27 protein-coding genes are annotated in these 25,059 nt (G+C 66.6%); 12 read left to right on the top strand and 15 right to left on the bottom strand.

Annotated elements, in window-relative coordinates:
- On the top strand, positions 1-1,350 hold a 1,350-nt coding region (locus SPHV1_RS15655; protein WP_231634700.1), incomplete at its 5' end, for an amidohydrolase family protein.
- Between the two features lie 22 nt (positions 1,351-1,372).
- On the opposite strand, the gene SPHV1_RS24490 is transcribed toward SPHV1_RS15655, so the two are convergent.
- From SPHV1_RS24490 to SPHV1_RS15645, 3 genes are read right to left on the bottom strand one after another with little or no spacing between them, the layout of a single operon-like run.
- A complete protein-coding gene (locus SPHV1_RS24490; protein ID WP_082431030.1) occupies positions 1,373-1,504 on the bottom strand; it encodes a DUF2474 family protein in 132 nt (43 codons plus the stop codon).
- On the bottom strand, positions 1,504-2,511 hold the full coding sequence (gene cydB, locus SPHV1_RS15650; RefSeq protein WP_054946965.1) for a cytochrome d ubiquinol oxidase subunit II: 1,008 nt from the start codon (positions 2,509-2,511) through the stop codon (positions 1,504-1,506). The genes SPHV1_RS24490 and cydB overlap by 1 nt, the downstream gene beginning before the upstream one ends.
- Before the next feature lie 5 nt (positions 2,512-2,516).
- Positions 2,517-3,926 carry a cytochrome ubiquinol oxidase subunit I gene (locus SPHV1_RS15645; RefSeq protein WP_054946964.1) on the bottom strand — a complete coding sequence of 470 codons (1,410 nt, stop codon included), beginning with the start codon at positions 3,924-3,926 and terminating at the stop codon, positions 2,517-2,519.
- Between the two features lie 95 nt (positions 3,927-4,021).
- Here SPHV1_RS15645 and SPHV1_RS15640 point away from each other — a divergent pair, with 95 nt between their 5' ends.
- Positions 4,022-4,240, top strand: coding sequence for a hypothetical protein (locus SPHV1_RS15640; RefSeq protein WP_054946963.1), 219 nt, complete (start codon positions 4,022-4,024; stop codon positions 4,238-4,240).
- On the opposite strand, the gene SPHV1_RS15635 is transcribed toward SPHV1_RS15640, so the two are convergent.
- The 5 genes from SPHV1_RS15635 to SPHV1_RS15615 are packed head-to-tail and all read right to left on the bottom strand — an operon-like array spanning position 4,207 to position 8,416.
- Positions 4,207-4,998, bottom strand: a complete 792-nt coding sequence (locus tag SPHV1_RS15635) for a sulfite exporter TauE/SafE family protein (protein WP_054946962.1) — start codon at positions 4,996-4,998, stop codon at positions 4,207-4,209. The genes SPHV1_RS15640 and SPHV1_RS15635 overlap by 34 nt on opposite strands.
- Before the next feature lie 18 nt (positions 4,999-5,016).
- Positions 5,017-6,585, bottom strand: coding sequence for a bifunctional protein tyrosine phosphatase family protein/NAD(P)/FAD-dependent oxidoreductase (locus SPHV1_RS15630; RefSeq protein WP_054946961.1), 1,569 nt, complete (start codon positions 6,583-6,585; stop codon positions 5,017-5,019).
- A gap of 31 nt (positions 6,586-6,616) precedes the next feature.
- Positions 6,617-7,033, bottom strand: coding sequence for a DUF6691 family protein (locus SPHV1_RS15625; RefSeq protein WP_054946960.1), 417 nt, complete (start codon positions 7,031-7,033; stop codon positions 6,617-6,619).
- Position 7,034: 1 nt separating this feature from the next.
- Complete coding sequence (locus SPHV1_RS15620; RefSeq protein ID WP_054946959.1) at positions 7,035-7,478, bottom strand: YeeE/YedE family protein; 444 nt, start codon at positions 7,476-7,478, stop codon at positions 7,035-7,037.
- Between the two features lie 11 nt (positions 7,479-7,489).
- The gene (locus tag SPHV1_RS15615; RefSeq protein ID WP_054946958.1) at positions 7,490-8,416 is read right to left on the bottom strand and encodes an MBL fold metallo-hydrolase; all 927 of its coding nucleotides are present in this window, start codon (positions 8,414-8,416) and stop codon (positions 7,490-7,492) included.
- A gap of 78 nt (positions 8,417-8,494) precedes the next feature.
- Between SPHV1_RS15615 and SPHV1_RS15610 the strand changes: the two genes are divergently transcribed.
- Both SPHV1_RS15610 and SPHV1_RS15605 read left to right on the top strand, forming a co-directional pair.
- Positions 8,495-9,130, top strand: a complete 636-nt coding sequence (locus SPHV1_RS15610) for a peroxiredoxin (protein WP_054946957.1) — start codon at positions 8,495-8,497, stop codon at positions 9,128-9,130.
- Positions 9,130-9,486: a helix-turn-helix transcriptional regulator gene (locus SPHV1_RS15605; RefSeq protein WP_054946956.1), complete on the top strand. Its 357-nt coding sequence runs from the start codon at positions 9,130-9,132 to the stop codon at positions 9,484-9,486. Before SPHV1_RS15610 ends, SPHV1_RS15605 begins: the two co-directional genes overlap by 1 nt.
- Positions 9,487-9,620: 134 nt before the next feature.
- Here the strand turns inward: SPHV1_RS15605 and SPHV1_RS15600 are convergent, their stop codons facing one another.
- The 4 genes from SPHV1_RS15600 to SPHV1_RS15585 all read right to left on the bottom strand — a co-directional run bounded on the left by SPHV1_RS15600 (position 9,621) and on the right by SPHV1_RS15585 (position 14,472).
- Entirely contained in the window at positions 9,621-10,370 is a 750-nt protein-coding gene (locus tag SPHV1_RS15600) for a M23 family metallopeptidase (protein WP_054946955.1), read from the bottom strand.
- A gap of 126 nt (positions 10,371-10,496) precedes the next feature.
- Entirely contained in the window at positions 10,497-11,288 is a 792-nt protein-coding gene (locus tag SPHV1_RS15595; RefSeq protein WP_054946954.1) for a ferritin-like domain-containing protein, read from the bottom strand.
- Between the two features lie 2 nt (positions 11,289-11,290).
- Positions 11,291-11,764 (bottom strand): peroxiredoxin, encoded by a 474-nt coding sequence (locus SPHV1_RS15590; protein ID WP_054946953.1) that lies wholly within the window; start codon positions 11,762-11,764, stop codon positions 11,291-11,293.
- Positions 11,761-14,472, bottom strand: a complete 2,712-nt coding sequence (locus SPHV1_RS15585; protein ID WP_054946970.1) for a bifunctional [glutamine synthetase] adenylyltransferase/[glutamine synthetase]-adenylyl-L-tyrosine phosphorylase — start codon at positions 14,470-14,472, stop codon at positions 11,761-11,763. Before SPHV1_RS15585 ends, SPHV1_RS15590 begins: the two co-directional genes overlap by 4 nt.
- Positions 14,473-14,610: 138 nt before the next feature.
- On the opposite strand from SPHV1_RS15585, the gene SPHV1_RS15580 reads away from it, so the two are divergent.
- The 4 genes from SPHV1_RS15580 (at position 14,611) to SPHV1_RS15570 (ending at position 16,853) form a co-directional block, all read left to right on the top strand.
- Complete coding sequence (locus SPHV1_RS15580) at positions 14,611-14,835, top strand: hypothetical protein (RefSeq protein ID WP_139384091.1); 225 nt, start codon at positions 14,611-14,613, stop codon at positions 14,833-14,835.
- Between the two features lie 149 nt (positions 14,836-14,984).
- Entirely contained in the window at positions 14,985-15,968 is a 984-nt protein-coding gene (locus tag SPHV1_RS15575) for an agmatine deiminase family protein (protein WP_139384090.1), read from the top strand.
- 104 nt (positions 15,969-16,072) lie between these two features.
- Positions 16,073-16,201 carry a hypothetical protein gene (locus tag SPHV1_RS26000; RefSeq protein ID WP_255352302.1) on the top strand — a complete coding sequence of 43 codons (129 nt, stop codon included), beginning with the start codon at positions 16,073-16,075 and terminating at the stop codon, positions 16,199-16,201.
- A 157-nt stretch (positions 16,202-16,358) separates the two neighbouring features.
- A complete protein-coding gene (locus tag SPHV1_RS15570) occupies positions 16,359-16,853 on the top strand; it encodes an Hsp20/alpha crystallin family protein (protein WP_054946950.1) in 495 nt (164 codons plus the stop codon).
- A 13-nt stretch (positions 16,854-16,866) separates the two neighbouring features.
- Here the strand turns inward: SPHV1_RS15570 and SPHV1_RS15565 are convergent, their stop codons facing one another.
- The gene (locus SPHV1_RS15565; protein WP_054946949.1) at positions 16,867-17,538 is read right to left on the bottom strand and encodes a spermidine synthase; all 672 of its coding nucleotides are present in this window, start codon (positions 17,536-17,538) and stop codon (positions 16,867-16,869) included.
- On the bottom strand, positions 17,535-19,535 hold the full coding sequence (thrS, locus tag SPHV1_RS15560) for a threonine--tRNA ligase (protein ID WP_054946948.1): 2,001 nt from the start codon (positions 19,533-19,535) through the stop codon (positions 17,535-17,537). Before thrS ends, SPHV1_RS15565 begins: the two co-directional genes overlap by 4 nt.
- A 311-nt stretch (positions 19,536-19,846) precedes the next feature.
- Between thrS and SPHV1_RS15555 the strand changes: the two genes are divergently transcribed.
- The 4 genes from SPHV1_RS15555 to ddmA all read left to right on the top strand — a co-directional run bounded on the left by SPHV1_RS15555 (position 19,847) and on the right by ddmA (position 23,849).
- Positions 19,847-20,593, top strand: coding sequence for an alpha/beta fold hydrolase (locus SPHV1_RS15555; RefSeq protein WP_054946947.1), 747 nt, complete (start codon positions 19,847-19,849; stop codon positions 20,591-20,593).
- A 16-nt stretch (positions 20,594-20,609) separates the two neighbouring features.
- Positions 20,610-21,485, top strand: coding sequence for a tetratricopeptide repeat protein (locus tag SPHV1_RS15550; RefSeq protein ID WP_054946946.1), 876 nt, complete (start codon positions 20,610-20,612; stop codon positions 21,483-21,485).
- The gene (locus SPHV1_RS15545; RefSeq protein WP_054946945.1) at positions 21,482-22,474 is read left to right on the top strand and encodes an LLM class flavin-dependent oxidoreductase; all 993 of its coding nucleotides are present in this window, start codon (positions 21,482-21,484) and stop codon (positions 22,472-22,474) included. The genes SPHV1_RS15550 and SPHV1_RS15545 overlap by 4 nt, the downstream gene beginning before the upstream one ends.
- A gap of 148 nt (positions 22,475-22,622) precedes the next feature.
- Entirely contained in the window at positions 22,623-23,849 is a 1,227-nt protein-coding gene (gene ddmA / locus SPHV1_RS15540; protein WP_054946944.1) for a dicamba O-demethylase ferredoxin reductase subunit DdmA, read from the top strand.
- 49 nt (positions 23,850-23,898) lie between these two features.
- Here ddmA and queG read toward each other — a convergent pair whose 3' ends face one another.
- A complete protein-coding gene (gene queG / locus SPHV1_RS15535; RefSeq protein WP_054946943.1) occupies positions 23,899-24,984 on the bottom strand; it encodes a tRNA epoxyqueuosine(34) reductase QueG in 1,086 nt (361 codons plus the stop codon).
- Positions 24,985-25,059: the final 75 nt, after the last annotated feature.

Genomic DNA, 25,059 nt, shown 5'->3' with positions numbered 1-25,059 from the left:
CCCCCCTTTCTTTTTCCGCAAGGCCCTCGCGGCATAGCGATTGATGCGCGTCAATGCGCCCGGCGCGGCGATGGCCAGACTGTCGAATGCCCCGGCGCCTTGCGCAAGGGTGCAACTGGCAAGCCGGGAGTTGAAGTGATGCAGCGCGATGACCTCGTCATCATCAGCACCGAAGACCACCTTTGCGAACCGTCCAGCCTGTTCGACAACCAGCTTTGCGGCGGGCTGCTGGCTGCCGCGCCGAGGCGGGGCGTGGATACGCAAGGCGCCCCGGCCTGGTTCTATCAGGACCGCGCATGGCCAGTCGCTCACTGCGCCTCGTTTCTCGCTGGTGGCGCTGGCCCCGAAACGGTCGCGCCAGTCCACCTGCGGTCCGGCTGCCAGGATGTCCACGCAAGGATCGACGAAATGGACGCGAACGGCGTGGCCGCCTCGCTGTGTTTCGGCGATGCGCTGAGGGCCGATAGTGCCATCTTCCATGCGGCCCCGGACAAGGTGCTGGCACTGCGCCACCTGCGGGCCGTCAACGACTGGCATTTCGACGAGTGGTGCATGGCCTACCCCGGTCGCCTCGTACCCCTGGGCATCCTGCCGACCTGGGATGTGCAGGCGAGCCTTGCGGAAATCGACCGTCTTGCGCGCAAGGGGCTGCGGGTCATCGCCCTTGGCGCGAATCCGGTCCTGCAGGGCCTGCCGCCGATCCGCGATGACCGTTGGCTCCCGATCTTTCGCGCCCTTGCCGATCACGACATGACCGTGGCCTGCCGCCCCGGCGCCGGGCAGGGGGCGCCCGGGAATGCAGGCGCCGCCGGTGTCGATGCCTGGGTTGCGACGATGCCGCTGGCGACAGCGCAGGCGCTTGCCGACTGGCTCCAGCTCGACGCGCTGCACGCGTGCCCGGAATTGCGCATCGTCATGCCCGAAGGCTCGATCGGTTGGGTGTCTTTCCTCGCTGCCCGCGCGGACCTGATGGATTGGCGCAGCCCGGCAGGGAAAGAGTCGGGTCGACACGATGTGATGCCCTCGCATCTGCTTGCCCGGCACTTCTGCCATGCCTTCCGGTGGGACCCCTCAGGTCTCGCCAACTGGGCCGAAGCGGGCGAGGACAACATCGCCTTTGCCGCAGGCTATCCGCGCACCATGGGGCCATGGGCAGACGCGGCGGCACAGTGCCTTGAGCAGCTCGGCGAGATGCCCCAGGCGGTGATCGACAAGGTCACCCACGGCAATGCGATCCGCTGGTTGCGCCACGAGGCGCTGTTCGAGCAGTTCTCCCGGTCCGAAATCACCGTGGGGGCGCTGCGTGCCCAGGCCGCGGCAAAGGGCGTCGAGACGGCCTTGCTCGATTGATTCGGCGGACGCGGGGCGCCGGCTATTTCAGCCAGAACCGGATCGCGAGCGAGAGGAGCCCCAGCCCGGTCACGCTCCCGACCCAGATCAGCGCCATCCAGCCCAACCGCTTCCACAGCGGGGCTTCGTCTGCGTCGAGGCGCGAGCCCTTCATCAGTGATAGCCTTCGTGGCCGACCTTGCCGCGGAACACCCAGTAGGCCCAGCCGGTGTAGATGAGGATCAGCGGCAAGGTCAGCGCAACGCCAACCAGCATGAAGATCTGGCTGCGTTCGGGCGCGGCGGCATGCCAGATCGTCACTTCGCCAGGAACGACATAGGGCCACATGCTGACACCAAGGCCCGCCATGCCGAGCAGGAAGATGCCCAGAGCGAACCAGAAGGGCGCGGCCTCGTGTCGCTTGGCGAGGGCGCGGAACAGCAGGAAGGCAAGGATCGCGGTAAGCAGCGGGACTTGCGCCGCGAACAGGACGTTCGGCATTTCGAACCAGCGGGTCCAGTAATCCTCATCGAGCAGCGGCGTGTAGAGGCTGACGGCGACAAGCAGCACGAGCGTTGCCACGGCGGCGCGCTTCGCCACCTTGTAGGCATGGGCCTGCGGCGTGCCGTCCAGTTTCCAGACCAGCCAGGTCGCGCCGAGCAAGGCGTAGCCTGCCACCACGCCGAGGCCGGTCAGCAGCGTGTAGGGTGTCAGCCAATCCCACCATGAGCCCGCATAGGCGCGGTTCGACACCTCGATGCCCTGCAGGATCGCGCCGAGCGTCATTCCCTGCGCCATCGCTGCGACGAACGATCCGCCCGAGAAGGCGAGGTCCCAGAATGGCCGGTGCGCCGGATCGCGCCATCTGAATTCGAAGGCGACGCCGCGAAAGACGAGGCCGAGCAGCATGGCGATGATCAGCGGATAGGTCGCGGGCAGCACGATTGCATAGGCCAGCGGGAACGCGGCGAAGAGGCCGCCGCCGCCCAGCACCAGCCAGGTCTCGTTGCCGTCCCACACCGGCGCGATGGAATTCATCGCTCGGTTGCGTCCCTCGCCCACCTTGAAGCTGGGAAAGAGGATGCCGATGCCAAGGTCGAAGCCGTCCATTACGACATAGGCGAAGACGCCGAAGGCGATGATGAAGGCCCAGATGACGGTGAGGTCGAAGTTGACGTCCATCCTGCTTACTCCCCCTTTCCGGCGGGATGCTGGTGCGGCCCGGGCGTGATTCCGGCGGTGCGGACGGGCCCGTCCTCAAGCCCGGTTTCCTGCGGGTGCGGCGCCTTGTCCATCAGCTTGAGGATATACCAGGTGCCGATCGAGAAGACGGAGAAATAGACTACCACGAATGCCAGCAGCGAGGCTCCGACCGCGGGCGCGTCGAGCGGGGAGGCGGAATCGGCGGTGCGCAGCAGGCCGTAGACCGTCCAGGGCTGGCGGCCGACCTCGGTGGTCATCCATCCGGCAATCACTGCGACGAAGCCCGAGGGCCCCATCGCGATTGCCGCACGGTGCAGCCAGCGCCAGTCGTAGAGCTTGCCCCGCGCACGCCCCAGCAGGCTCCACAGGCCGATGCCGAGCATTGCGAAGCCTAGCCCGACCATGACCCGAAAGGCCCAGAATACGGGCCCAACAGGCGGCTGGTCGGCTTCGGGAACGGTGTCGAGGCCGGCAAGCGGTGCGTTCGGATCGTGCTTGAGGATCAGCGAGGAAAGCTTGGGCACCTCGATCGCGTAATCGACGCGCTTTTCCTTGCTGTCGGGAATGCCGAAGAGGATCAGCGGCGCACCGTCGGGATGGCTCCGGTAATGGCCTTCCATCGCCATGACCTTGGCCGGCTGGTGTTCCAGCGTGTTGAGGCCGTGGGCGTCACCGAGGAAGATCTGCACCGGCGCGACGAGCGCGGCCATCCACATCGCCATAGAGAACATCTTGCGCGCGTGGGCATTGGTCCGGTCGCGCAGCAGATGCCAGGCGCCGACCCCGCCGACCGCGAAGGCGGTGGTGAGATAGGCGGCGGTCACGGTGTGCAGCAGGCGATAGGGGAAGCTGGGGTTGAAGATCACGTCGATCCAGCTCGGTCCGGGCAGGAACTGGCCGTTGGCGCCGATCTCGAAACCGGTTGGGGTCTGCATCCAGGAATTGACCGAGAGGATCCAGAAGGCCGAGACGAAGGTTCCGCCGGCCACCATGCAGGTGGCGAAGAAGTGCAGCTTGCGCCCCACCCGCTCCATGCCGAACAGCATGACGCCCAGGAATCCGGCTTCGAGGAAGAAGGCGGTCAGCACCTCATAGGCCATCAGCGGGCCGATCACCGGCCCGGCCTTGTCCGAGAACACCGCCCAGTTGGTGCCGAACTGGTAGGACATGACGATGCCGGAGACGACGCCCATCGCAAAGGCGACCGCGAAGATCTTGAGCCAGTAGCGGAAGAGGTCGAGGTACAGAGCCTTGCCCGTCTTCAGCCACAGGCCTTCCAGCACCGCGAGGTAACTGGCAAGGCCGATGGAGAAGGCCGGGAATATGAAATGGAAGCTCACCGTGAAGGCGAACTGGATGCGTGCCAGCAGCAAGGCGTCGGCGTGATCCCACATGGATCTTTCCCTCCTGTCCTTTCGGTGCCGGTCCGTGCTGTCCGGCTGCAGTGTCGTGACGGTCGCGGGGCGTGCGTGGAATTAGGCCCGGCAGGATGATGCGATCAGGTAGTGCGGCCTGTGCGGCCGGTCTGGATGAGGCGCTGCAAGCGCGCCTTGCGCCAGCGCTGGAAGGTCTTTTCCGACATGCCGACCTCGCGACAACTTTCGACGACGCCGCGACCTTGACCTACAAGCGCCTCGATTTGAAGGCATTTCTGCTCCTTGTCGGCAATGCGTCTCAGATCGAGGTTCCGCTTTTCCAGAGCATGTAGGCGGCAACGACGAAGATCAGGCCGGCAAAGACGGTGGTCAGCGTCCCCGCGCCGGACAGGCGCTTGGCCGCCAGGGTGCCGCCCACGCCGCCAAGTATGCCGCCGACGATGAACACTGCCGCCAGCAGCCAGTCGACAAGTCCCGAGGCGGCGTAGTTGAGCGCGGTGGTCAGGCCGAAGGCGGTCACCGCGACGAGGCTGGTGCCCACCGCATTGATCATCGGCATCGAGGTCGATGCGACGAGGCCGGGGACGATGAGGAAGCCGCCGCCGATCCCGAAGAAGCCGGAAAAGACGCCGGTGCCCAGGCCGAACGAGACGACCTTGGGGGCATTGTCGCGATTGCACTGCGCCCCGGGCTCCCCCTGGTTGCGGCGGCCGCGGATCATTAGCACGCCGACCGCGATCATGACGAGTGCAAAGAGGAAGAGCAGCTTTTGCCCGTCGATCGCCTTGCCGAGCGTCGAGCCGAGAAACGCGCCGAGGATGCCGGAGGCGGCATAGACCGCACCGCACCGCCATTTCACGTTATGGGCGCGGGCGTGCTGGACAAGGCCGGTGGCGGCGTTGACGGCAACGGCAAAGGCGCTGGTGCCGATCGCCACGTGGGGGCTTTGCACGCCGACGAGATAGACCATCAGCGGCACGGCGAGGATCGATCCGCCGCCTCCGACGAGGCCGAGCGTGAAGCCGACGAGAACGCCCGACAGCGCGCCAAGCGCGAGGTGGAGCGTGTCGATCTGGACGGGGTCGATCATGGCCTGCGCTCCTTTCGTCTACTGCAGGGGAACCGGCGGGACGAGCCACTCGCGGCCTTTGAGCATGCCGTGCCAGTATATCGGCGGCAGCGCGTCGGCCTTGAGGTACCAGGCCAGGCGCGAGGGCCGCGTGCCGTCGATCAGCCAGGTCGGCAGGGTCGGGGAGAGCTTGCCGCCGTAAGTGAACTCGGCAAGGACGATGTGGCCGCGATCGACCGTGAGCGGGCAGGAGCCGTAGCCGTCGTACGCCGCGACCGCATCGCGGCCGTCGAGCGCGGCAAGGGCATTGACGGCAACGACCGGGGCCTGCTTGCGCGCCGCTGCGGCGGTCTTGGCGTTGCCGGTGTTGCAGCCGTCTCCCAGCGCAAAGACATTGGCGAAGCGGACATGGCGCAAGGTTGCGGCATCGACTTCGGCATAGCCGTTCGCGTCCGCCAGCGGACTGGCCGCGACCACGCTGTTGCCCTCCTGCGGCGGGACGACGTGGAGCATGTCGAAGTTGCGGGTGACCTCGCCGTCAGGGGTGCGGAAGGTCGCGGTGCGGTTCGGCCCGTCGACGGCGATGAGGTTCGATTCGAAGTTCAGGCCGATGCCATAGCGTTCGACCGTCTCCATCAGCGCGGGCACATATTCCGGCACCCCGAACAGGACGCCTCCGGCATTGTGGAATTCGACCTCGATGTTCTTCAGCAGGCCCTGCTTCTCCCACTCGCTGCACGACAGGTACATGGCCTTCTGGGGCGCGCCTGCGCACTTGATCGGCATCGGCGGCTGGGTGAACAGCGCGCGGCCACCCTGCATCTGCTGGACGAGCTGCCAGGTGTAGGGAGCCAGGTCGAAGCGGTAGTTCGAGGTGACGCCGTTCTTCCCGAGCGTGGCTTCCAGTCCGGCGATCTTCTCCCAGGCCAGGCGATTGCCCATGGCAACGATCAGGATGTCGTAAGTGACGCGGGTGCCCCCGGCGAGCTGGACCGCGTTGGCATCGGGATCGAAGCTGGAGACCGCATCGCGGATCCATTCGGCCCCGCGCGGCAGGACCGAGGCGGTCTTGCGCACGGTGTCGCGCTGCTGGAAGACGCCGCCACCGACCATGGTCCAGCCCGGCTGGTAGAAGTGATCCTCGCGCGGTTCGACGATTCCGAGGGAAAGCCCGTGGCGGCGCTTGAGAATCGAGGCTGCGGTGGCGATCCCGGCAGAACCGCCGCCGACGATCAGCACCTCGTAGTGCGGCGCCTTTGCGCCCTGCGGTGCCGGGGCACGTGCAAAGGCAGCCTTGGCGACCTGCTCGGAGCGGTTGCCGGTCCGGCAATAGGCAAGCACGGGCGCGGGGAGGTCCTGAAGGGCCGCGGCGAAGTCGGCGGCCTGATCCTGGGCCGTCACGCCGCCGCCGACGGGCAGGTAGCGCATGGCGATGCCTTGCGCGCCCGCCGCATCGGCCAGCATTGCGAAATTCGGCTGGCCGGCTTCCTCGCCGTCGGGGCGATTGCACACGATGGCGCGAAAGCCCAGCGCGGCGAGCGCCTCGAGATCGCCGGGTGCGATCTGGCCGCAGACCGAAAGGCCGGGGGCGATTTGCCGAGTTTCCATGGCTGTTACTCCGTAAGGTCCGGGGGGCGGGTTATTTCGATCCGCCTTCGGTGAGGCGGAAGCCGACCATTCCTGCCACCATCGCCAGCACGAAGACGGCGGCGGGGACGGGATTGGTGACGAGAGACGCGACAGCGGGTCCCGGGCACAGACCGCCCAGGCCCCAGCCGATGCCGAACAGGGCAGAGCCGCCGATCAGCTTGCCGTCGATGATACGCGTGCCGGGCAGCGAAAATTCCTCGCAGGCAACCGGCGCGGGCATGCGGCGCTGGACCAGCCAGGCGAGGGCCATGACCAGCACTGCGCCGCCCATGACGAAGGCGAGAGTGGGGTCCCAGTTTCCGGCGACATCGAGGAAGCCGCGCACCCGCGAGGGATCCATCATTCCGGAGATGGCAAGGCCGGCGCCGAAGAGCATGCCGGAGAGAAGTCCGATCAGGTGACGCATGTTACCAGCCTCCACCAAGGGCGTTGACCAAGGCGACAGTCACCATGCCCGATGCAATGAAGCTCCCGGTCGCCACGATCGAGCGCGGCGATAGGCGCGACAGGCCGCACACGCCGTGACCGCTGGTGCAGCCGCTGCCAAGCCGCGTGCCGAATCCGGTGATCAGGCCCGCCACGGCCAGAACCGCGTAGGAAGGCGGGAAGCGGGACTCGATGCCGCCCAGAGCGGTGGCCATGATGAGCGCGCCGATCGGCAAGCCAACGATGAACAGGGCTGCCAGCATGCGCGGCGCTCCTGAAGCGAGGCCGAGCGTGCGCGCGGCAAGGCCGCTGACACCGGCAATGCGGCCAGCACCGAGCAGCATGACCGCTCCGGCCAGTCCGATCAGGATGCCGCCGATGAAGCCGTGTAGCGGCTGGGCGTGCGGGAAGAGTTCGGAAAGCATGTCCTGGGCCCTCAGATCGCGTTGATGGGGATCTTGATGTAGCTGACCCCGTTGCTTTCCGGCTGCGGGAAGTGGCCGCCGCGAATGTTCACCTGCACCGAGGGCAGGATCAGGTTCGGCACCGCCAGGGTGCTGTCGCGGCTGGTTCGCATCTCGACGAATTCCTCTTCACTCACGCCGTCGTGCACGTGGACGTTGCCGCCGCGTTGTTCTTCGACGGTGGTTTCCCAGGCGAAGGTGTCGCGGCCCGGCGCCTTGTAGTCGTGGCACATGAACAGCCGCGTTTCGCGCGGGAGACTGAGCAGGCGACGGATCGAGCGGTAGAGCTGGCGCGCATCGCCGCCCGGGAAGTCGGCGCGGGCGGTGCCGTAGTCGGGCATGAACAGGGTATCGCCCACGAAAGCGGCATCGCCCACGACATAGGCCATGTCAGCAGGGGTATGACCCGGCACGTGCAGGGCGATGGCCGGGATCGAGCCGATCATGAAGGTCTCTCCGTCGGCGAAGAGGTGATCGAACTGCGAGCCGTCACGGGCAAATTCGGTGCCTGCATTGAACAGCTTTCCGAAGACGTCCTGCACCCGCTGGATCTCGCGACCGATCGCAAGCTTCCCGCCCAGTTTCTCCTGCAGGTAGGGCGCGGCGGAAAGGTGGTCGGCGTGGGCGTGGGTCTCGATGAGCCATGTCACTTTAAGATTTTCAGAAGTGACATGGGCGATGATGCGGTCCGCAGAAGCGGTCGAGGTACGGCCGGCAGCTGCCTCGTAGTCCAGCACGGAGTCGATGATCGCAGCCTCCCGAGTGGCGGGGTCGGCGACCACGTAGCTCACCGTAAACGTGGCTTCGTCGAAGAAGGCGGTGATGGCGGGGCGCAAGACCGGGTCGGCTCCCGCGGCTTCGATCTGCGCAGTGGCTTTGGACAGGATGGCGTCAGACATTGCGATTCTCCGATTTTCAGTTTATGTAATTATGTAATTCATTTGCGTCAAGCGGACAATCGCGATAGTGAGCAGCCCATGGAAGAAGAGACCCGTCCGCACTGTTGTCCGCTGCGTATCGGCGACACGGTACCCAACTTCACCGCGCGCACCACCGCGGGACCCGTTGCGATGAAGGACTTCGCAGGGCGATGGCTGGTGTTCTTCTCCCATCCGGCGGATTTCACCCCGGTATGCACATCGGAATTTGTGGCTTTTGCGCGGGCGGCGGATCGTTTCGCGGCGATGGACTGCGCGCTCATGGCGCTGTCGGTCGACAGTCTTTACGCCCACTTCGCGTGGGTGCGCGCGATTCGCGATCGTCACGGCGTGGAAGTGCGCTTCCCGATCGTCGAAGATCCGACTCTCGTGATCGGTCGGGCTTACGGCATGGTGGCGCAGGACGCGCACGATGCCGGTGCCGTGCGCACCGTCTTCGTCATCGATCCCGAGCAGGTCGTGCGTGCAATGATCTGCTATCCGGTGGAAATCGGCCGGTCGGTGGAAGAAATCCTGCGCATCGTCGCCGCTCTCCAGGCCGCCGACCGCGAACAGGCGCTCCCGCCCGAGGGGTGGATGCCGGGCCAGCCGCTCCTTGCGCAGCCTGAGCCCACGCTCGATTCGGTCCTTGCCGCCGACGATCCGATGGGCTGGTTCTTGCAGGAGCGGAAGTGATGGCCGGCGAGCCGCCCATCGATCTGCTCAAGGCGATTGCCCATCCCTTGCGCTACGCCATCCTCGCTGCAGTGGCGGAAGGCGAGCGCAATGTCGGCGAAATCGAGGCGATGACCGGGATTGGGCAGCCGACTCTTTCCCAGCAGTTGTCCGTTCTCAGGCAAGCCGGGCTGGTGACCTCGCGGCGCGAGGCCAAGCTGGTGTTCTATGGCTTGGAGCAGGGTGCGATGGCGCAGGCGCGCGACAGTCTGTCGGCCCTGGTCGGGGATGATGAGGCAATGCCGGTGGCAGCGCGTCCGCTGGAAGGGCCGATACGGCGGCGCGGCGGCGCGGCGGTGTTCGCACGGCTGGGCTGATCCGCCCTTGTCCGGGGAGCGGCACTCCAGAATCAGAAAAGGCGACCTGGCGGCCGCCTTCTCCTCCTCTCCAAACCTTTAAGCGCTACCCAGCTTCACATCGCTGCGGACGGTAAGCTGCGGAACGTTCTGTCTCAGCCGCCCTTGGCGTCGTTCTCTGCCGCGGCGGCAGCCATGCGGTCGCCCTGCATGTAGGGGACCGGGTTGACGGCGATGCCATCGACGCGAACTTCATAGTGCAGGTGCGGGCCGGTCGAGTTGCCGGTCGAGCCGACGTAACCGATTATGTCACCCTTGTGGACGACCTGGCCATCGGCGACGTTCAGGCGCGACATGTGGCCGTAGCGGGTCTGCAGGTCACCGCCGTGTTCGATCGAGACGAACAGGCCGTAGCCGCCGAAAGTGGAAGCGCGGCTGACCACGCCATCGGCCGAAGCATGGATGGGCGTGCCGGTCGGCGCGGCGAGATCGACGCCCTTGTGCGAGCGGCGACCGCCGAGGATCGGGTGCTCGCGCATGCCGAAGCTGCTGGTCATGGTGTCGTGGTCGAGCGGATTGCGCGACGGGATCGACACCGAAGCGATGCTGGCGCTGCTGCCGAGGGTCGGCTTGGCCTTGGAAACGGCGAGGCCGGTTTCCTCGTAATTCTGCCAGGAGCTGAAGAGCTGGCGGAACTGTTCGTCCTCGCCGCCGCTGACCGACTGGCTTGCCGACTGCGACGCACGGAGCGGGGCGGAGATGTCGGCTGCAGCTGCACTGCTGTTGGCCATCGCGGGATGCGCCGCGACGAGAAAACCGCCTGCAACCAGGACACCGGTCACTGCGCGGAACTTGGCGAAAGACTTCGTTACGACCACTCGCAATACCTTTTTGTCCGCCGGCATCCATATTTGGACGCGACGCTTTTCTTGTCTGACGCAGGCCACGAAATCGGCCCGGTCAAAGTTTACCTGGAGATGGTCGGAACCCCCCGCCGTCTCGCGAGTTGCAGTTATGCTTACCGTTCAGTCTCAGGCAACCCCTGCGTAGAGATCGCGCGATAAACCGGCTGCGAGACGCGCCGAGTCGTTGAACGGAGGTTTCAACAGGCCTCGAAAGTGGCGGGAAACCAACGATTTCCACAATTCGTTTACCGGTTCATTTAACGTTTCGGCGACGTCGACGAAGTGCTTTGAACCGAAACCGACATGGCGAATCTCGTCGTCAAGGATGCGACTCAGGATCTTTGCGCCGGTCTCGTCTCCGGCATTGCGGACGCGTTCCAGCGTCGCCGGCGTCACGTCCAGCCCGCGCGCTTCGAGAACCATCGGCACCACTGCGAGCCGTGCGGCGACGTCGTGACGCGTCTCGTAGGCGGCATCCCACAGGCCGTTGTGGGCGGGCAGGGCGCCATAGTGACTGCCCAGCGTGTGGAGGTGCCTTTCGATGAGCGCATAGTGCATCGCCTCGTCGGCGGCGACGGACAGGAAGTCGCTGATGAACTGCTCGCCCATCTCCCCGCCGAATCGTCCGACGATGTCGAGCGCGAGATCGATGGCGACGAATTCGATGTGGGCGAGCGAGTGCCACAAGGCGATTCGCCCGCGTTCCGACCCGCCCTTGCCGCGTTTGGGCATGCGGTTGGGCGGCAGCAGTTCGGGCGCATCCGGGCGACCCGGTACGTCGGGCATGGGCACGTCGAAGGCAAAGGAAAGGCGGCCAAGGCGCCACTCGCGCGCAACCTTGCGCGCGGCCATGGCCTTGGTGTGCGGATCGCGCTCAAGCAGGGCCGCGCGGATCGCGCACGCGATCGATTGGGTCATCCCTACAGCGCCTTTGCGGCCTCCAGCACGGCCTCGACGTGGCCCTTGACCTTTACCTTGTCCCAGACCCTGGCGATCTTGCCGTCCGGGCCGACGAGGTAGGTCGTGCGGACCATGCCCATATAGGTGCGCCCGTAGTTCTGCTTCTCGGTCCAGATGCCGAGTGCGTCGGAAAGGCCGTTTTCCTCGGCATCGGTCGCCAGCGGGGCCTTGAGGTCGTGCTTGGCGATGAAGTTCTGGTGCTTCTTGGCCGAGTCCTTGCTCACGCCCAGCAGGGCGACGCCTGCCTTGTCGAATTCGGGCTTGGCCGCCGAGAACTCGATGTTCTCGGTCGTGCAGCCCGGGGTGTTGTCCTTGGGATAGAAGAACACGACAAGCTTCTGGCCTGCGAAATCCGAGGCTTTCACGCTGCCGCCATCCGGGGTTTCCATGGCGATGTCGGGAAAGGCGTCGCCGACGCCGGGGCGGGTGCTCATCTGTCAGTCTCCAGTGTTTCGCCAAAGGCGGCCTGCCAGCCCTGCGCGACTTGCGTCCGTGCCTGGCCGAGCGCCGTCTCGAGTTCGTCCCAGGCCCCATAGCCGCAAGCGCGCACAAGTGCCATGCATGCCGCCTCGACCGGAACCAGCGAATCCGGCGCCAGCAGGCGGGCAGCCACGAGGAAGCGGGTGAGGACGTCGTGCGCCGCGATCAGGTCTGCGGACAGCAGCCCTGCGTCAGCCAATTGCACGATGGCCTCGCGCAAATCGGAAACCAGCCCCTTGCCCTCACGCAGCTGGATGAAATGGACGAGAAACTCGAGGTCCACGAGCCCCCCGCGTGACAGCTTGACGTCGAGCGGGCCCTTGCCTGGTTTGTGCTGGGCCATCGTTTCGCGCATTTCCAGCACGTCGCTGCGCAGCTTTTCCGGGTCGCGCGGTCGGGTCAGCACTTCATGGACGAGCGCGTCGATCTCGCTGCGCCCTTTCGCCGAGCCGAACAGCGCCCGTGCACGGCACAGGGCCATGTGCTCCCAGGTCCATGCCTGTTCTTTCTGATAGCGTGCGAAGCTGTCGAGGCTGGCTGCCAGCGGGCCTTGCGCGCCGGATGGGCGCAGCCGCGTGTCGACTTCGTAGAGCGCGCCTTCGGCTGTCGGCACCGAGAGCGCGGCGATCACCCGCTGGCAAAGGCGATTGTAGTACCGCGTCGCGCCAAGCGGCCGCTCTCCGTCCGACTCCTGCGAGAAGTCGCCATTGAACAGGAATACGAGATCGAGGTCGGAGGCGTAGGTCAGGGCGCCGCCGCCCATCCGGCCGAGACCGAGAACGAGCAGTTCGCTGTCCGGCACCTTGCCGTGGGTCTGTTCGAATTCCTCGATCGCAGAGCGGGTCAGCACATGGATGGCCGCTTCGGCGATCCGGGCAAGGCCATGGCCGATCGCAAGCGGGTCGTTCACCCCTTCGATCAACTGGACGCCCAAGGCAAAGCGCTTCTCGCCCACCTTGCGCCGCACGGTGTCGAGAATCCGCTCGTAGTCGTCGTCCGATTCGAAGCGGGAGAACTGCGCGATCAGCGTTTCGACGTCCCCTGGAAGTTCGAAGGCGCTGGAATCGATCAGCGGGTCGAGCAGGTCGGCTCGGCGCGCCAGCGCATCGGCCAGCGGCGGGGCCAGCGAGAGGATGCGGGCGAGCCGCTGCAGCAGCGCAGGCCGCGCTTCAAGCAGGCGGAACAGGTTGATCGCGGTCGGCAGGTTGTTGAGCAGTTGCTCCCAGCGCAGCAGGGCGCGTTCGGGTTCGGGCGCGGCGGCCAGCGCGGCGAGCAGGTCTTCCTGGATCGCCTCGAAGGCCGTGCGCGCGGCATCGCTGCGCAGGGCGCGCATCCGGCCCGACTGCCACCCGGCGATCCGCTCGACGAGCCCTGCCGGGTCGGCAAAGCCCATCGCCTCAAGTCGCTCGACGAAGCTACGCTGTTCCGGCACGGCGACGCTAGTCGTGGTGCCTTCAGGCGTATTCGCCATGATCAGCCTGTCGTAGCGTTCGCCGACGGTTTCGGTGATCTGCGTGAGCTCCGCGATGAGCGCCTGCCCGTCGGGAAGTCCATCGAGCCGGGCCACTTCGTCGAGCGCTTCCGGTTTGACCGGCAGGCTGTGGGTCTGCTGGTCGAGCACCATCTGCAGGCGGTGTTCGACGGTGCGCAGCCGATCGTAGCTTTCGCCGAGCAGGCGCGCTTCTTCAGCAGGGATCAGCCCTGTGTCGGCCAGCGCATTCAGCGTTTCGCGGGTGCCGCGCAGGCGCAATTGCGGGTTGCGTCCGCCGTGGATCATCTGGTGGGTCTGGGCGTAGAACTCCACTTCGCGAATGCCGCCCCGGCCCTTCTTGAGGTCGAACCCGGGCCCGACCACCGGTCCGCCGCGGGTATTGGCGCGGATCTGCGAGGTGAGGCGGCCGATTTCGGCGATGGCTCCGAAGTCGAGGCTCTTGCGCCACACAAAAGGCCGGATCGCGGCAAGGAAGGTTTCTCCGGCAGCGATGTCGCCGGCACAGGCGCGGGCCCGGATGAAGGCGGCGCGCTCCCACGCCAGCGCGGAAGATTCGTAATGCGTCAGCGCGGCATCGATGGAGATCGCCAGCGGGCTCACTTCCGAGGCCGGGCGAAGGCGCAGGTCGACGCGGAAGACGTAGCCGTCCTGCGTCACTTTCGCGAGCGTCTCGACCACCGCGCGGGCGACGCGCTGCGCCGCCTCGCCCGGTTCATCGCGTTCGCGCCGGGGCAGGAGTTCGGGATCGAACAGGAGGATCGGATCGATGTCCGAGCTGTAATTGAGTTCGCCCGCGCCATGCTTGCCCAGCGCCAGCGCGAGGAAGCCGGCCGGCTGCGCATCGGGCGCGCGGCGGCGGATGCCTTCCGCGATTGCCGCATCGAGCGCCCGGTCGGCAAAGGCGGACAACTCGCCCGTCACCTGTAGCAGCGGAAAGGCTCCGGCAAGATCGCCGATGGCCAGCGCGAGGGCGAGCGCCTGTTTCTCGCGGCGCAGCGCAACGCCGACATCGGCGATGCCGTCACCGGCTGCCTTGGCCCAGGCCAGCGCACCCGTGCCGTCTCCGGAGGCGAGTATTTCTGTCAGTTCCGGCAAGCGGTCCAGCGCCCCGGACAAGTAGGGGGCATGCGCGCGGGCGCGGTCGATTGCTCCGGTCCAGTCGACTGTCATGGCCCATCCCTGCCTGCTGCCCGCGCCGAGGGCAAGTGGGGCGTGGTCGTTTGGCGCATGGCAAAGCGCCGCGCTTGTGAAACGCATGCCGGTCTGGCACGTGTTCGCCATCCCCCCATGCACCCAGAGGTCGCAATCTTGAAGCAGAGAGCCTTTATTCTCGCCGCGCTGGCGCTCAGCGCCTGCAGCACGCCCTATGCCGGCCCGGACATGCCCAAGGGCACGGCGCTGCCGCCGCCGGAAGAGACGATCGAGGCGGACAGTCCGCAGGTTTCGGTCGATACGAAGAAGGCGACGGTGAAGTCGCTCGCCTCCGATGAATTCGAAGGCCGCGCCCCCGGCGACGAATATTTGGACAGCTGAAACCGGAACGGGATTGTCGAGGACGTCGCCCTCCATTACGCGCTCGGCCGCGACTTCGCCGCTGGCGACTGATGATCCAACTGGCGCAAGGACAGTGAGTTTCTGCGTCATCCGTGACGAATTATGTGCCCCTGAAGGAGGCTGCTGACTTGACGTTCCAATTGCCGCCGGAGTGGCATCCCCAGGACTGGATCTGGATCGGCTTTCCCCATGACCCGGTCGAATGGCCGGGCTTCCTGGGCGCCGCGCAGGAGCAGATGGCCCGCTTCGCCAGTGCCGTGGCCGATTCCGGTCAGGAAGTGCGCCTGATCGTTCGGGACGAGGCCAATGCGGCCCGCGCGGCGGCGCTCTGCTCTGCGAACGTGAAGCTGGAGATGCGGCGCTACGGCGACGTGTGGCTGCGCGATACCGGGCCACTGGTGGTCATGGACGAGGCGGGCGAGCGCAAGGCGATGCGCTTCGGCTTCAACGGCTGGGGCGGCAAGTACCTGATGGACGGCGACCAGGAAATCGGCGCGGAACTGGCGCGCGATGCCGGGCTGCCGGTCGAGACGGCGGACTGGATCCTCGAGGGCGGCGCGCTCGACGGGGATGGCACCGGCCTTGTCGCCACGACCGAGCAGTGCCTGCTCAATCCCAACCGCAATCCGTCGCTGACCCGCAACGACCTCGAAACCCGGCTCCAGCGGGACCTCGGCTACGACCGCGTGCTGTGGCTGGGCGAGGGGCTGATCAACGACCATACCGACGGCCATGTCGACAACCTCGCGCGCTTCGTCGCGCCCGGCCTGCTGGCCCTGCCGCGCGCGACCGGTGCGGACGATCCCAACGCGCATATCTATGCCGATGCCAGGGCCCGGGCCGAGGCCATGGGCATAACAGTACGCGAAGTGCCCTCGCCGGGCCGGGTCGAAACCGACGGGCGGATCGAACCGGCCAGCTACATGAACTTTGCCATAACCTCGAAGCTGGTGGTGGTGCCGATCTACGGAACCGAGCACGACGACGACGGCATCGATGCGATCGCGCAGCTTTTCCCCGATAGGGATACCGTGGGCATCCTTGCCGATGCCGTGCTGGCAGGCGGCGGCTCGTTCCACTGCTCCAGCCAGCAGATGCCTTCGCGGCCCTGACACTGCGGCCCGGTCTTCATTCCCCATCGCCGGCCGTGCGCCGCGATGGGGGCATGCCTGGACTTTAACGAATTGGTAAGAGTCTGCAGCGCACTCTGCGCAGCATGGCTCACGTCATTGCCCTTGCCCAATCCGTCCAGCGCACCAACCGCGCACCGGAAGTGCTGCGCACGGCAATCGTGGCCGGCTGCGCCCTAGCGCTGATCCTCGCCAAGGCGCCCCTTCCCTTCTGATCCGCTCAGGACAATTCCGCGATGAAGGCAGGTCCTGCCTGTCGCCGCGTGTCCTGTCCTGCGCTTCCGGGATCGATTCCCGCGCGCCATTGACCGGCGTCAATGCATGTCGCGCGAATCCGTGCGAGCCATCGCCTCGGATACAAGGAGAGAGGCAATGGCTGAATTTCGTTCCCTCATTCCATTCGGGCGCAGTGCGCTGGGCCGGGGTGGCTACGATCCGTTTTCGGGCTTTCGTCAGGAGATCGACCGCTTGCTCGAGGACTTCGGGCAGGGCATCCCCTCGACGTTCGGCAATGGCAAGTCGGGCTTTCTCGTGCCCAAGGTCGATGTCGCGGAGACCGAGGCCGGGCTGGAGCTGACTGCCGAATTGCCGGGCTTCGACGAGAAGGACGTCTCGCTCGACATCGAGGACGGCGTCATGACCATCCGGGCCGAACACAAGGACGAGCGCGAGGAAAAGGACGAGAAGAAGCACTATCATCTCGTCGAGCGCACGCAGGGCACGTTCCTGCGCCGCCTTGCGCTGCCGTTCGAGGCCGATGCCGACAAGGCGACGGCGCATCTCGACAAGGGCCTGCTGAAGGTTTCGGTGCCGCGGCTGGCCACGGCCGAGAAGAAGCCGAAGTCGATCCCGGTCGGGAAGAAGTAGGCTGCCGGGCCGCTCAGGCGGCCCTGGCGAACCAGATCACGTGCTTGGCGCCCTTGCCGTTGCTGCGTGCGGCGACCTTGACTTCGTCGACGTCGAAGCGGGCTTTCTGCAGGCGGCGCGTAAAGGCAGGGTCGGGGCCGGCCGACCAGATCGCGAGGACCCCGCCGGGCGCAAGCGCAGCCTTGGCCGCGCGCAGGCCGGACGAGGTGTAGATCACGTCGTTGTCCGCGCGCACGAGGCCGTCGGGGCCATTGTCGACGTCGAGCAGGATCGCGTCGTACTCGCCTTCCGATCCGGCGATGATCGGCGCGACGTCGGCCTGCACGAGGTTCACGCGCGGGTCGTCGAGGCAGCCTGCGGCGACTTCGGCCATCGGGCCGCGCGCCCACTCGATGATTTCGGGCACGAGTTCGACCACGGTCACGCGTCCGTCTGCGGGCAGCAGCTTGAGCGCGGCGCGCAGGGTGAAGCCCATGCCATAGCCACCGATCAGCAGATGCGGCTGCCTGACGGCGCCGATGCGCTCGATCGCCTGCACCGCCAGCGCTTCTTCAGAGCCCCACTTGCGCGTGCTCATCAGCTCGTTGTGGCCGAGGACGATCATGAAATCGCGGTCGTGCCGATAGAGCTCGAGCAGTTCGCCGCCCGGGACTTGCGCCGTGCCGAGGAGTTCGCGCTGGATCAAGGGCGCAGGTCCGGTGCGGTCGCATCCCCCTTGAGCATGGCTATGGCGTCGTCGAGGCTCATCACCTTCTGGTGCTCTGCGCCCAGCGTACGCACGGCGACGGTCTGCTCTTCCGCCTCGCGCTTGCCCACGACCAGCAGGTGCGGGACCTTCTTGAGCGAGTGTTCGCGCACCTTGTAGTTGATCTTCTCGTTGCGCAGGTCGGTCTCGACGCGCACGCCCGCGGCCTTGAGCCTCTCGGTGACTTCGCGGGCATAGTCGTCGGCGTCCGAGACGATCGTTGCCACGACCGCCTGCACCGGCGCGAGCCAGACCGGCAGCTTGCCGGCGAAGTGCTCGATGAGGATGCCGATGAAGCGCTCGTAGGAGCCGAAGATCGCGCGGTGCAGCATGACCGGGCGGTGCTTCTCGCCGTCTTCGGCGATGTAGCTCGCGTCAAGGCGTTCGGGCAGCACGCGGTCCGACTGGATCGTGCCGACCTGCCAGGTGCGCCCGATCGCGTCGGTGAGGTGCCATTCCAGCTTGGGCGCGTAGAAGGCGCCTTCGCCGGGCAGTTCCTCCCAGCCGTATTCCTCGGTCGCAAGGCCTGCGCGCACGACTGCGTCGCGCAGTTCGGCCTCGGCCTTGTCCCACATCTCTTCGCTGCCGAAGCGCTTTTCGGGGCGCAGGGCGAGCTTGATCGAGTAGGTGAAGCCGAAGTCCTTGTAGATCCGGTCCGCCAGTTCGCAGAAGGCCTGCACTTCGGCGACGATCTGGTCTTCACGGCAGAAGATATGGGCGTCGTCCTGGGTGAACTGGCGCACGCGCATCAGTCCGTGCAGCGCGCCGTGCGGCTCGTTGCGGTGGCAGCAGCCGTTCTCGTAGATGCGCAGCGGCAGGTCGCGGTAGGACTTGATCCCCTGGCGGAAGATCAGGACGTGCGCCGGGCAGTTCATCGGCTTCAGGGCCATCCAGTCCGCATCGTTGGACACGAGCGGGCCCTCGTCCGCGACGTTGGGAACCTCGTCGGGGATGACGAACATGTTCTCGCGGTACTTGCCCCAGTGGCCGGACTGCTCCCACTGGCGGGCGTCCATCACCTGCGGAGTCTTGACCTCCTTGTAGCCGGCACCGTCGATGGCGCGGCGCATGTAGGCTTCCAGCTCGCGCCAGATCACATAGCCCTTGGGGTGCCAGAACACCGAACCGTGCGCTTCGGCCTGGAGGTGGAACAGGTCCATCTCGCCGCCCAGCTTGCGGTGGTCGCGCTTGGCGGCTTCCTCGAGCCGGGTCAGGTGGGCATTGAGCTGCTTCTTGTTGAGCCAGCCGGTGCCGTAGATGCGGGTCAGCTGCGCGTTCTTCTGGTCGCCGCGCCAGTAGGCCCCGGCAACGCGCATCAGCTTGAAGGCCTGCGGGTCGAGCTTGCCGGTCGAGGGCAGGTGCGGGCCGCGGCACATGTCGAGCCAGTCGTCGCCCGACCAGTAGACGGTCAGGTCCTCGCCCTCGGGCAGTTCGGCCGCCCATTGCGCCTTGAAGGTCTCGCCCTCGGCGGTCCACTTGTCGATCAGCTGCTGGCGGCTCCAGACTTCACGGCGCAGCGGCTTGTCGGCCTTGATGATCTCGCGCATCTTTTCTTCGATGGCGGGAAGGTCGTCCATGCCGAACGGCTCGCGCGAGGCCGGGGCCATCACGTCGTAGTAGAAGCCGTCGTCGGTTGCCGGACCGAACGTGATCTGGGTGCCGGGCCACAGCGCCTGCACCGCCTCGGCCAGCACGTGCGCAAAGTCGTGGCGGGCGAGTTCGAGCGCCTCTTCCTCGTCGCGGCCGGTCACCAGCGCCAGCGCGGCATCGCCGGTGAACGGGCGGGTCAGGTCGACCAGCTCACCGTCGACCCTCGCGGCAATCGCGGCCTTGGCGAGGCCGGGGCCGATCGCGGCGGCGACGTCGCCGGGGGTTGACCCCTGCGGCATTTCGCGCACGGTACCATCGGGAAGGCTGATCTTGAACATCTCGGACATCGATCTCGTCTTTCGCTCCTGAGCCGCAGCGCCATGGCACATGGTCGCGCGCGGCGGAAGGTCCGGCGTCAGGTAAATTCGTTTCGGATCCGGGAAGTGACGCCTGCCGCCCGGACCCCCGGGCGACGGTGGCTCGCGTCTTCAGGCCGCGACCAACCGTGCCCGGGCCAGCCGGGTTGTCGTGGTGGTCGTAGTGGTAGTGAGCTGCGTCATCGCCGGGGCGTCTAGCAGGTCGCGCCGGGGGAGTCACGCGTCTGAAGTCCGAAGGTTACGCCTTGCCCTCGTGCGCCATGGACCCCACCTTTCGGGGCATGACCGAAACCTGCTTCCACGAGATGCCCGACGGGCGACGGATCGCCTATCGACTCACCCTGGGTGAAGGACCGATGATGGTGTTCCTGCCCGGCTACATGTCCGACATGGCCGGCAGCAAGGCGGCCGCGGTGTTCGACTGGGCGCATCGCCATGGCCGCGCCTGCCTGCTGCTGGACTATTCCGGTTGCGGCGAAAGCCCGGGTGACTTTGCCGACGGCACCCTGCTGCGCTGGAAGGACGAGGTGGTTGCGCTGATCGAGGCGCTGTGTCCGGGGCAGGTGGTGCTGATCGGTTCGTCGATGGGCGGCTGGCTCATGCTGCTGGTGGCGCTGGCCCTGCCCGAGGGGCGCTGTGCCGGGCTGGTCGGCATCGCTGCTGCGCCCGATTTTACCGAGTGGGGTACCAGCGAAGCGAACAAGGCACGGCTTGCTGCGGGCGAAGCGGTCTTCGAAGACAATCCCTATGGCCCAGAGCCGACGCCCACCCATCCCGGGTTCTGGCAGAACGGGCAGGCCAATCTCCTGCTCGGCCACGAAATCGCCATCGATGCGCCCGTGCGCCTGCTGCATGGCCAGCAGGACCCCGATGTCCCCTGGGAAATCGCGCTCAAACTCGCCAAGGCGCTGCGTTCAGCCGACGTGCAGGTCCAGCTGATCAAGGACGGCGATCACCGCCTCTCGCGCGAGAACGACATTGCGTTGCTCCTGCGCACGCTGGATGCACTCGTGATCGGGGCGGCCTGACCGGAGACCTGTCCCGATGATGCTGCCCGTTTCGCTGATCCTTGCCCCCTTCATGCTGGCGCAAGTCGGTCCCACTGCCGGCTACGGCGCCTCGCCTGCCTCTCAGCTTCCACTCGAGATCATCGAGAAGAAGCAGGACGAGGCGCGCAAGCGTGCCGTGCAGGAAATGCCCCGGCCGACAACGCCGCGCGGCGCCGGTTGCATGGCCGCGGCCGAGGCCAGTCCCGAGCGCACGGTGCAGGTCGCGCGCGACGCGCTCAACCAGGCGGTCGGGCGCGAGAAGGTCAGGGCCGGGCTCTGCCTCGGCGTGGCGCTCAGCGATCTCGACCGCTGGGGCGAGGCGCAGCAGGCCTTCGTCAATGCCCGCGACGCGACCGAGGCGGACGATCACCAGACCCGCGCCCGCCTCGGCGCCATGGCGGGCAATGCCGCGCTGGCGCAAGGCGACGCCGCGCAGGCGCTCATGCTGCTGGGCCCCGCGGCGAGCGAGGCGAAACTGGCCGAGGACAACGCGCTCACCGCTTCGATCGCGCTCGACCGCGCCCGCGCCCTCGTTGCCGTCGACCGGCCCGACGAGGCGGCCGACGCCCTGACCCGGGCGCGCGAAGCCGAGCCCGACAATGCCCAGGCCTGGCTGCTATCGGCCACGCTTTCGCGGCGGCAGAACAAGCTGATCGAGGCACAGACCCAGATCGAGCAGGCCGCCGGGCTGGCCCCGCGCGATGCCGAAATCGGGCTCGAGGCCGGCGTGATCGCCGCGCTTTCGGGCAACGACGGCGCCGCGCGCCGCAGCTTCAACTCCGTCCTTGCGCTGGCCCCCGGCAGCGATCTGGCCACCAAGGCGCAAGGCTATCTCGACCAGCTCGGCCCCGAAGGAGCCAGGACCCCATGATTCCCCTTTCCGTCCTCGATCTCGTCACCGTGCGCGAAGGCAGCACCGTTGCCCAGTCGCTGGCGATCAGCGCCGACTATGCCCGGGCCGCCGAAGCGGCGGGCTACAAGCGTTTCTGGGTGGCCGAGCATCACGGGATGGACGGGATCGCCGGAGGCGCGACTTCGGTGGTGCTCGCCCACATCGGCCAGGCGACCTCGAAGATCCGGATCGGTGCGGGCGGGATCATGTTGCCCAATCACACGCCTTTCGTGATCGCCGAACAGTTCGGTACGCTTGCCGCGCTGTTCCCGGGCCGCGTCGACCTCGGTCTCGGCCGCGCACCGGGCGCGGACGGGCGCCTCGGCAATGCCCTGCGCAAGAACATCATGGCCGCGGCCGAGCAGTTCCCGCAGGACGTGGTCGAACTGCGGGCGCGTTTTGCCGGACAGGCGGTGGGCGGCGTCACCGCGCCGCAGGCCGACGGGGCCGACGTGGAGATGTGGATCCTCGGATCGAGCCTGTTCGGTGCCCAGCTCGCCGCCATGCTCGGCCTGCCCTATGCCTTCGCATCGCACTTCGCGCCTGCGCAGCTCGACGATGCCGCCCGCGTCTATCGCGAACGGTTCCAGCCTTCCGAAGTGCTCGACAAGCCGCATTTCATGGCGGCGATCAACGTGATCGCGGCCGACAGCGACGAGGAGGCCGCCTATCTCGCCTCGTCGACCGACCAGAGCTTCGTCGCCTTGCGCACCGGCAACCCGGGACGTCTCAAGCCGCCCGTTCGCGATTATCGCGCCAGCCTGCCGGGATCGGCGCTGGCCATGCTCGAGCAGGTCCGCTCGGTCAGCGCGATCGGCACGCCGCAGAAAGTGCGCGAAGGCATAGAGGCCTTTATCGCGCGCACCGGGGCGGACGAACTGATCGTGTCGGGCGCCACTTTCGATCCGCAGGCGCAATGCCGGTCGCTGGCCCTGACGATGGAAGCGATGGAACGGGTCACGGGTTGAGGGGATGGCTGCGCTTGGGTTGATGATTGCGTAACCCCAAGGCGGGAAAGGATCTTTCGCCGCTGGGGTGAAATCGGCAAGTATCTAGGCATTGACCCCGCCAGGGAAATTCCTCAAGCGAACGGCGAGTCAGGGAAACAGGAATACCATGAGCAAGGCAGACGTCGTAATCGTGGGAGCCGGGCATGGCGGCGCACAGTGCGCGATCGCCCTTCGCCAGAACGGCTTCGAAGGAACCATCACCGTCATCGGTCGTGAGCCGGAATATCCCTATGAGCGTCCGCCGCTCTCGAAGGAATATTTCGCGCGCGAGAAGACCTTCGACCGCCTCTACATCCGTCCGCCGACGTTCTGGGCCGAGAAGAACATCGAGTTCAAGCTTGGCACCGAAGTCACCAAGGTCGATCCCAAGGCGCACGAACTGACGCTCTCCAACGGCGAGAGCTACGGTTATGGCAAGCTCGTCTGGGCCACCGGCGGCGATCCGCGTCGCCTTTCTTGCCAGGGGGCCGACCTCACCGGCATCCACGCCGTGCGCACCCGCGAGGACTGCGACACGCTGATGGCCGAAGTCGATGCGGGCACGAAGAACATCGTCGTCATCGGCGGCGGCTACATCGGTCTGGAAGCCGCTGCGGTGCTGTCCAAGATGGGCCTCAAGGTCACCCTGCTCGAAGCGCTTCCGCGCGTGCTGGCGCGCGTTGCGGGTGAAGACCTCTCGACCTTCTACCAGAAGGAACATGTCGATCACGGCGTCGACCTGCGCACCGAAGTCATGGTCGACAGCCTCGTCGGCGAAAACGGCAAGGTCACCGGCGTGCAGCTTGCCGGCGGCGAAGTGATCCCGGCCGAAGGCGTCATCGTCGGCATCGGCATCGTGCCTGCCGTCGGTCCGCTGATCGCGGCCGGCGCGGCCGGTGCCAACGGCGTCGACGTGGACGAGTACTGCCGCACCTCGCTGCCCGACATCTATGCGATCGGCGACTGTGCGGCTTTCGCCTGCGACTACGCCGGCGGCAACGTGATGCGCGTGGAATCGGTCCAGAACGCCAACGACATGGGCACCAGCGTGGCCAAGGCGATCTGCGGCGACGAGAAGCCCTACAAGGCGTTCCCGTGGTTCTGGTCCAACCAGTACGACCTCAAGCTGCAGACCGCCGGCATCAACCTGGGCTTCGACAAGACCGTGATCCGCGGCAATCCGGAGGAGCGCAGCTTCTCGGTCGTCTATCTCAAGGACGGCCGCGTCGTCGCGCTGGACTGCGTGAACATGGTCAAGGATTACGTGCAGGGCCGCAAGCTGGTCGAAGCCGGGGCCACCCCCGACCTCGAAGCGCTGGCCGATGTCGGCAAGCCGCTCAAGGAACTGCTCTAGGAATACCGGTCTCCCTGTCCCCGCGATGGCGGGGCAGGGGGGCAAGCTGTCAAACGACGCCCTGAAGCTTGTCTGCGGCCCATTGTGCCGCGTCGGCGACGGCAGGGTCCGGATCGTCCAGCAAAGGCCCGACCTGTTCCAGCAGGTCGGGCCTTTGGCTGTTTCCGGCTGCGTAGAGGCAATTGCGGACGAACCGGTCGCGGCCGATGCGCTTGATCGGCGAGCCTGAGAAGAGCTTGCGAAAGCCTGCATCGTCGAGGGTGAGCAGGTCCGCCAGCGGCGGCGCGGTCAGTTCGCCGCGCGGCAGGAAAGTGCGGTGGACATGCGCGACTTGCGCGAACTTGTTCCAGGGGCATACCGCCAGGCAGTCGTCGCAGCCGTAGATCCGATTGCCCAGCGCCTCCCGGAATTCGAGCGGGATCTCGCCCTTGTGCTCGATCGTCAGGTAGCTGATGCAGCGCCGCGCATCGAGCCGGTAGGGCGCGGGAAAGGCCTGCGTAGGGCAGGCGTCCTGACAGGCGCTGCACGATCCGCAGCGGTCGCGGCCCGGGGATGAGGGGGCAAGGTCCAGCGTCGTGTAGATCTCGCCGAGGAACAGCCAGGAGCCGTGCTCGCGGCTGACCATGTTGGTGTGCTTGCCCTGCCAGCCCAGTCCGGCGGCGGCGCCCAGCGGCTTTTCCATGACCGGCGCGGTATCGGTGAACACTTTCACGCCGACCGAGCCGTCTTCGCCGCCAAGCCCGCGCTTCTCGCCCTCCGAGACGATCCAGCGCGCAAGGTGCTTGAGCGCCTTCTTCACCGTGTCGTGGTAGTCGGCCCCTTGTGCATAGACCGATATGCGCGCAATTTCAGGACGATCCGCATGTGCCAGCGGGTCGGCAGCGGGAGCATAGCTCATACCCAAGGCAATCACGCTGCGCGCTTGCGGCCAGAGCCCCTGCGGCGAGCGCCGGTGGTGGGCCCGTTCCTTCATCCACGCCATCGAGCCGTGCATGCCTTCGTCCAGCCACGTCTCCAGCCGCTGCGCGCGCACCGGGTCTTCGCTTGCCGAAGCGACGCCGAAGGCGCAGAACCCGAGCGATCGGGCCTGGGCCAGCAGGTCCTCAATGAATGTGTCCGGCGCGACGTCGACCAATGCGGAGTTAACCAAGCTTGCGGATGTTCCCGTTTATGGCTCTCCCTCGACGGTATCTACCGCAGGAGAGCGCGC

Source organism: Novosphingobium sp. KN65.2 (genome assembly GCF_001368935.1).
In the GTDB taxonomy this organism is placed as follows: Bacteria; Pseudomonadota; Alphaproteobacteria; order Sphingomonadales; family Sphingomonadaceae; genus Novosphingobium; species Novosphingobium mathurense.
Note: the sequence above shows the minus strand (reverse complement) of the source record. Positions and strands in the feature narration are given on the sequence as shown.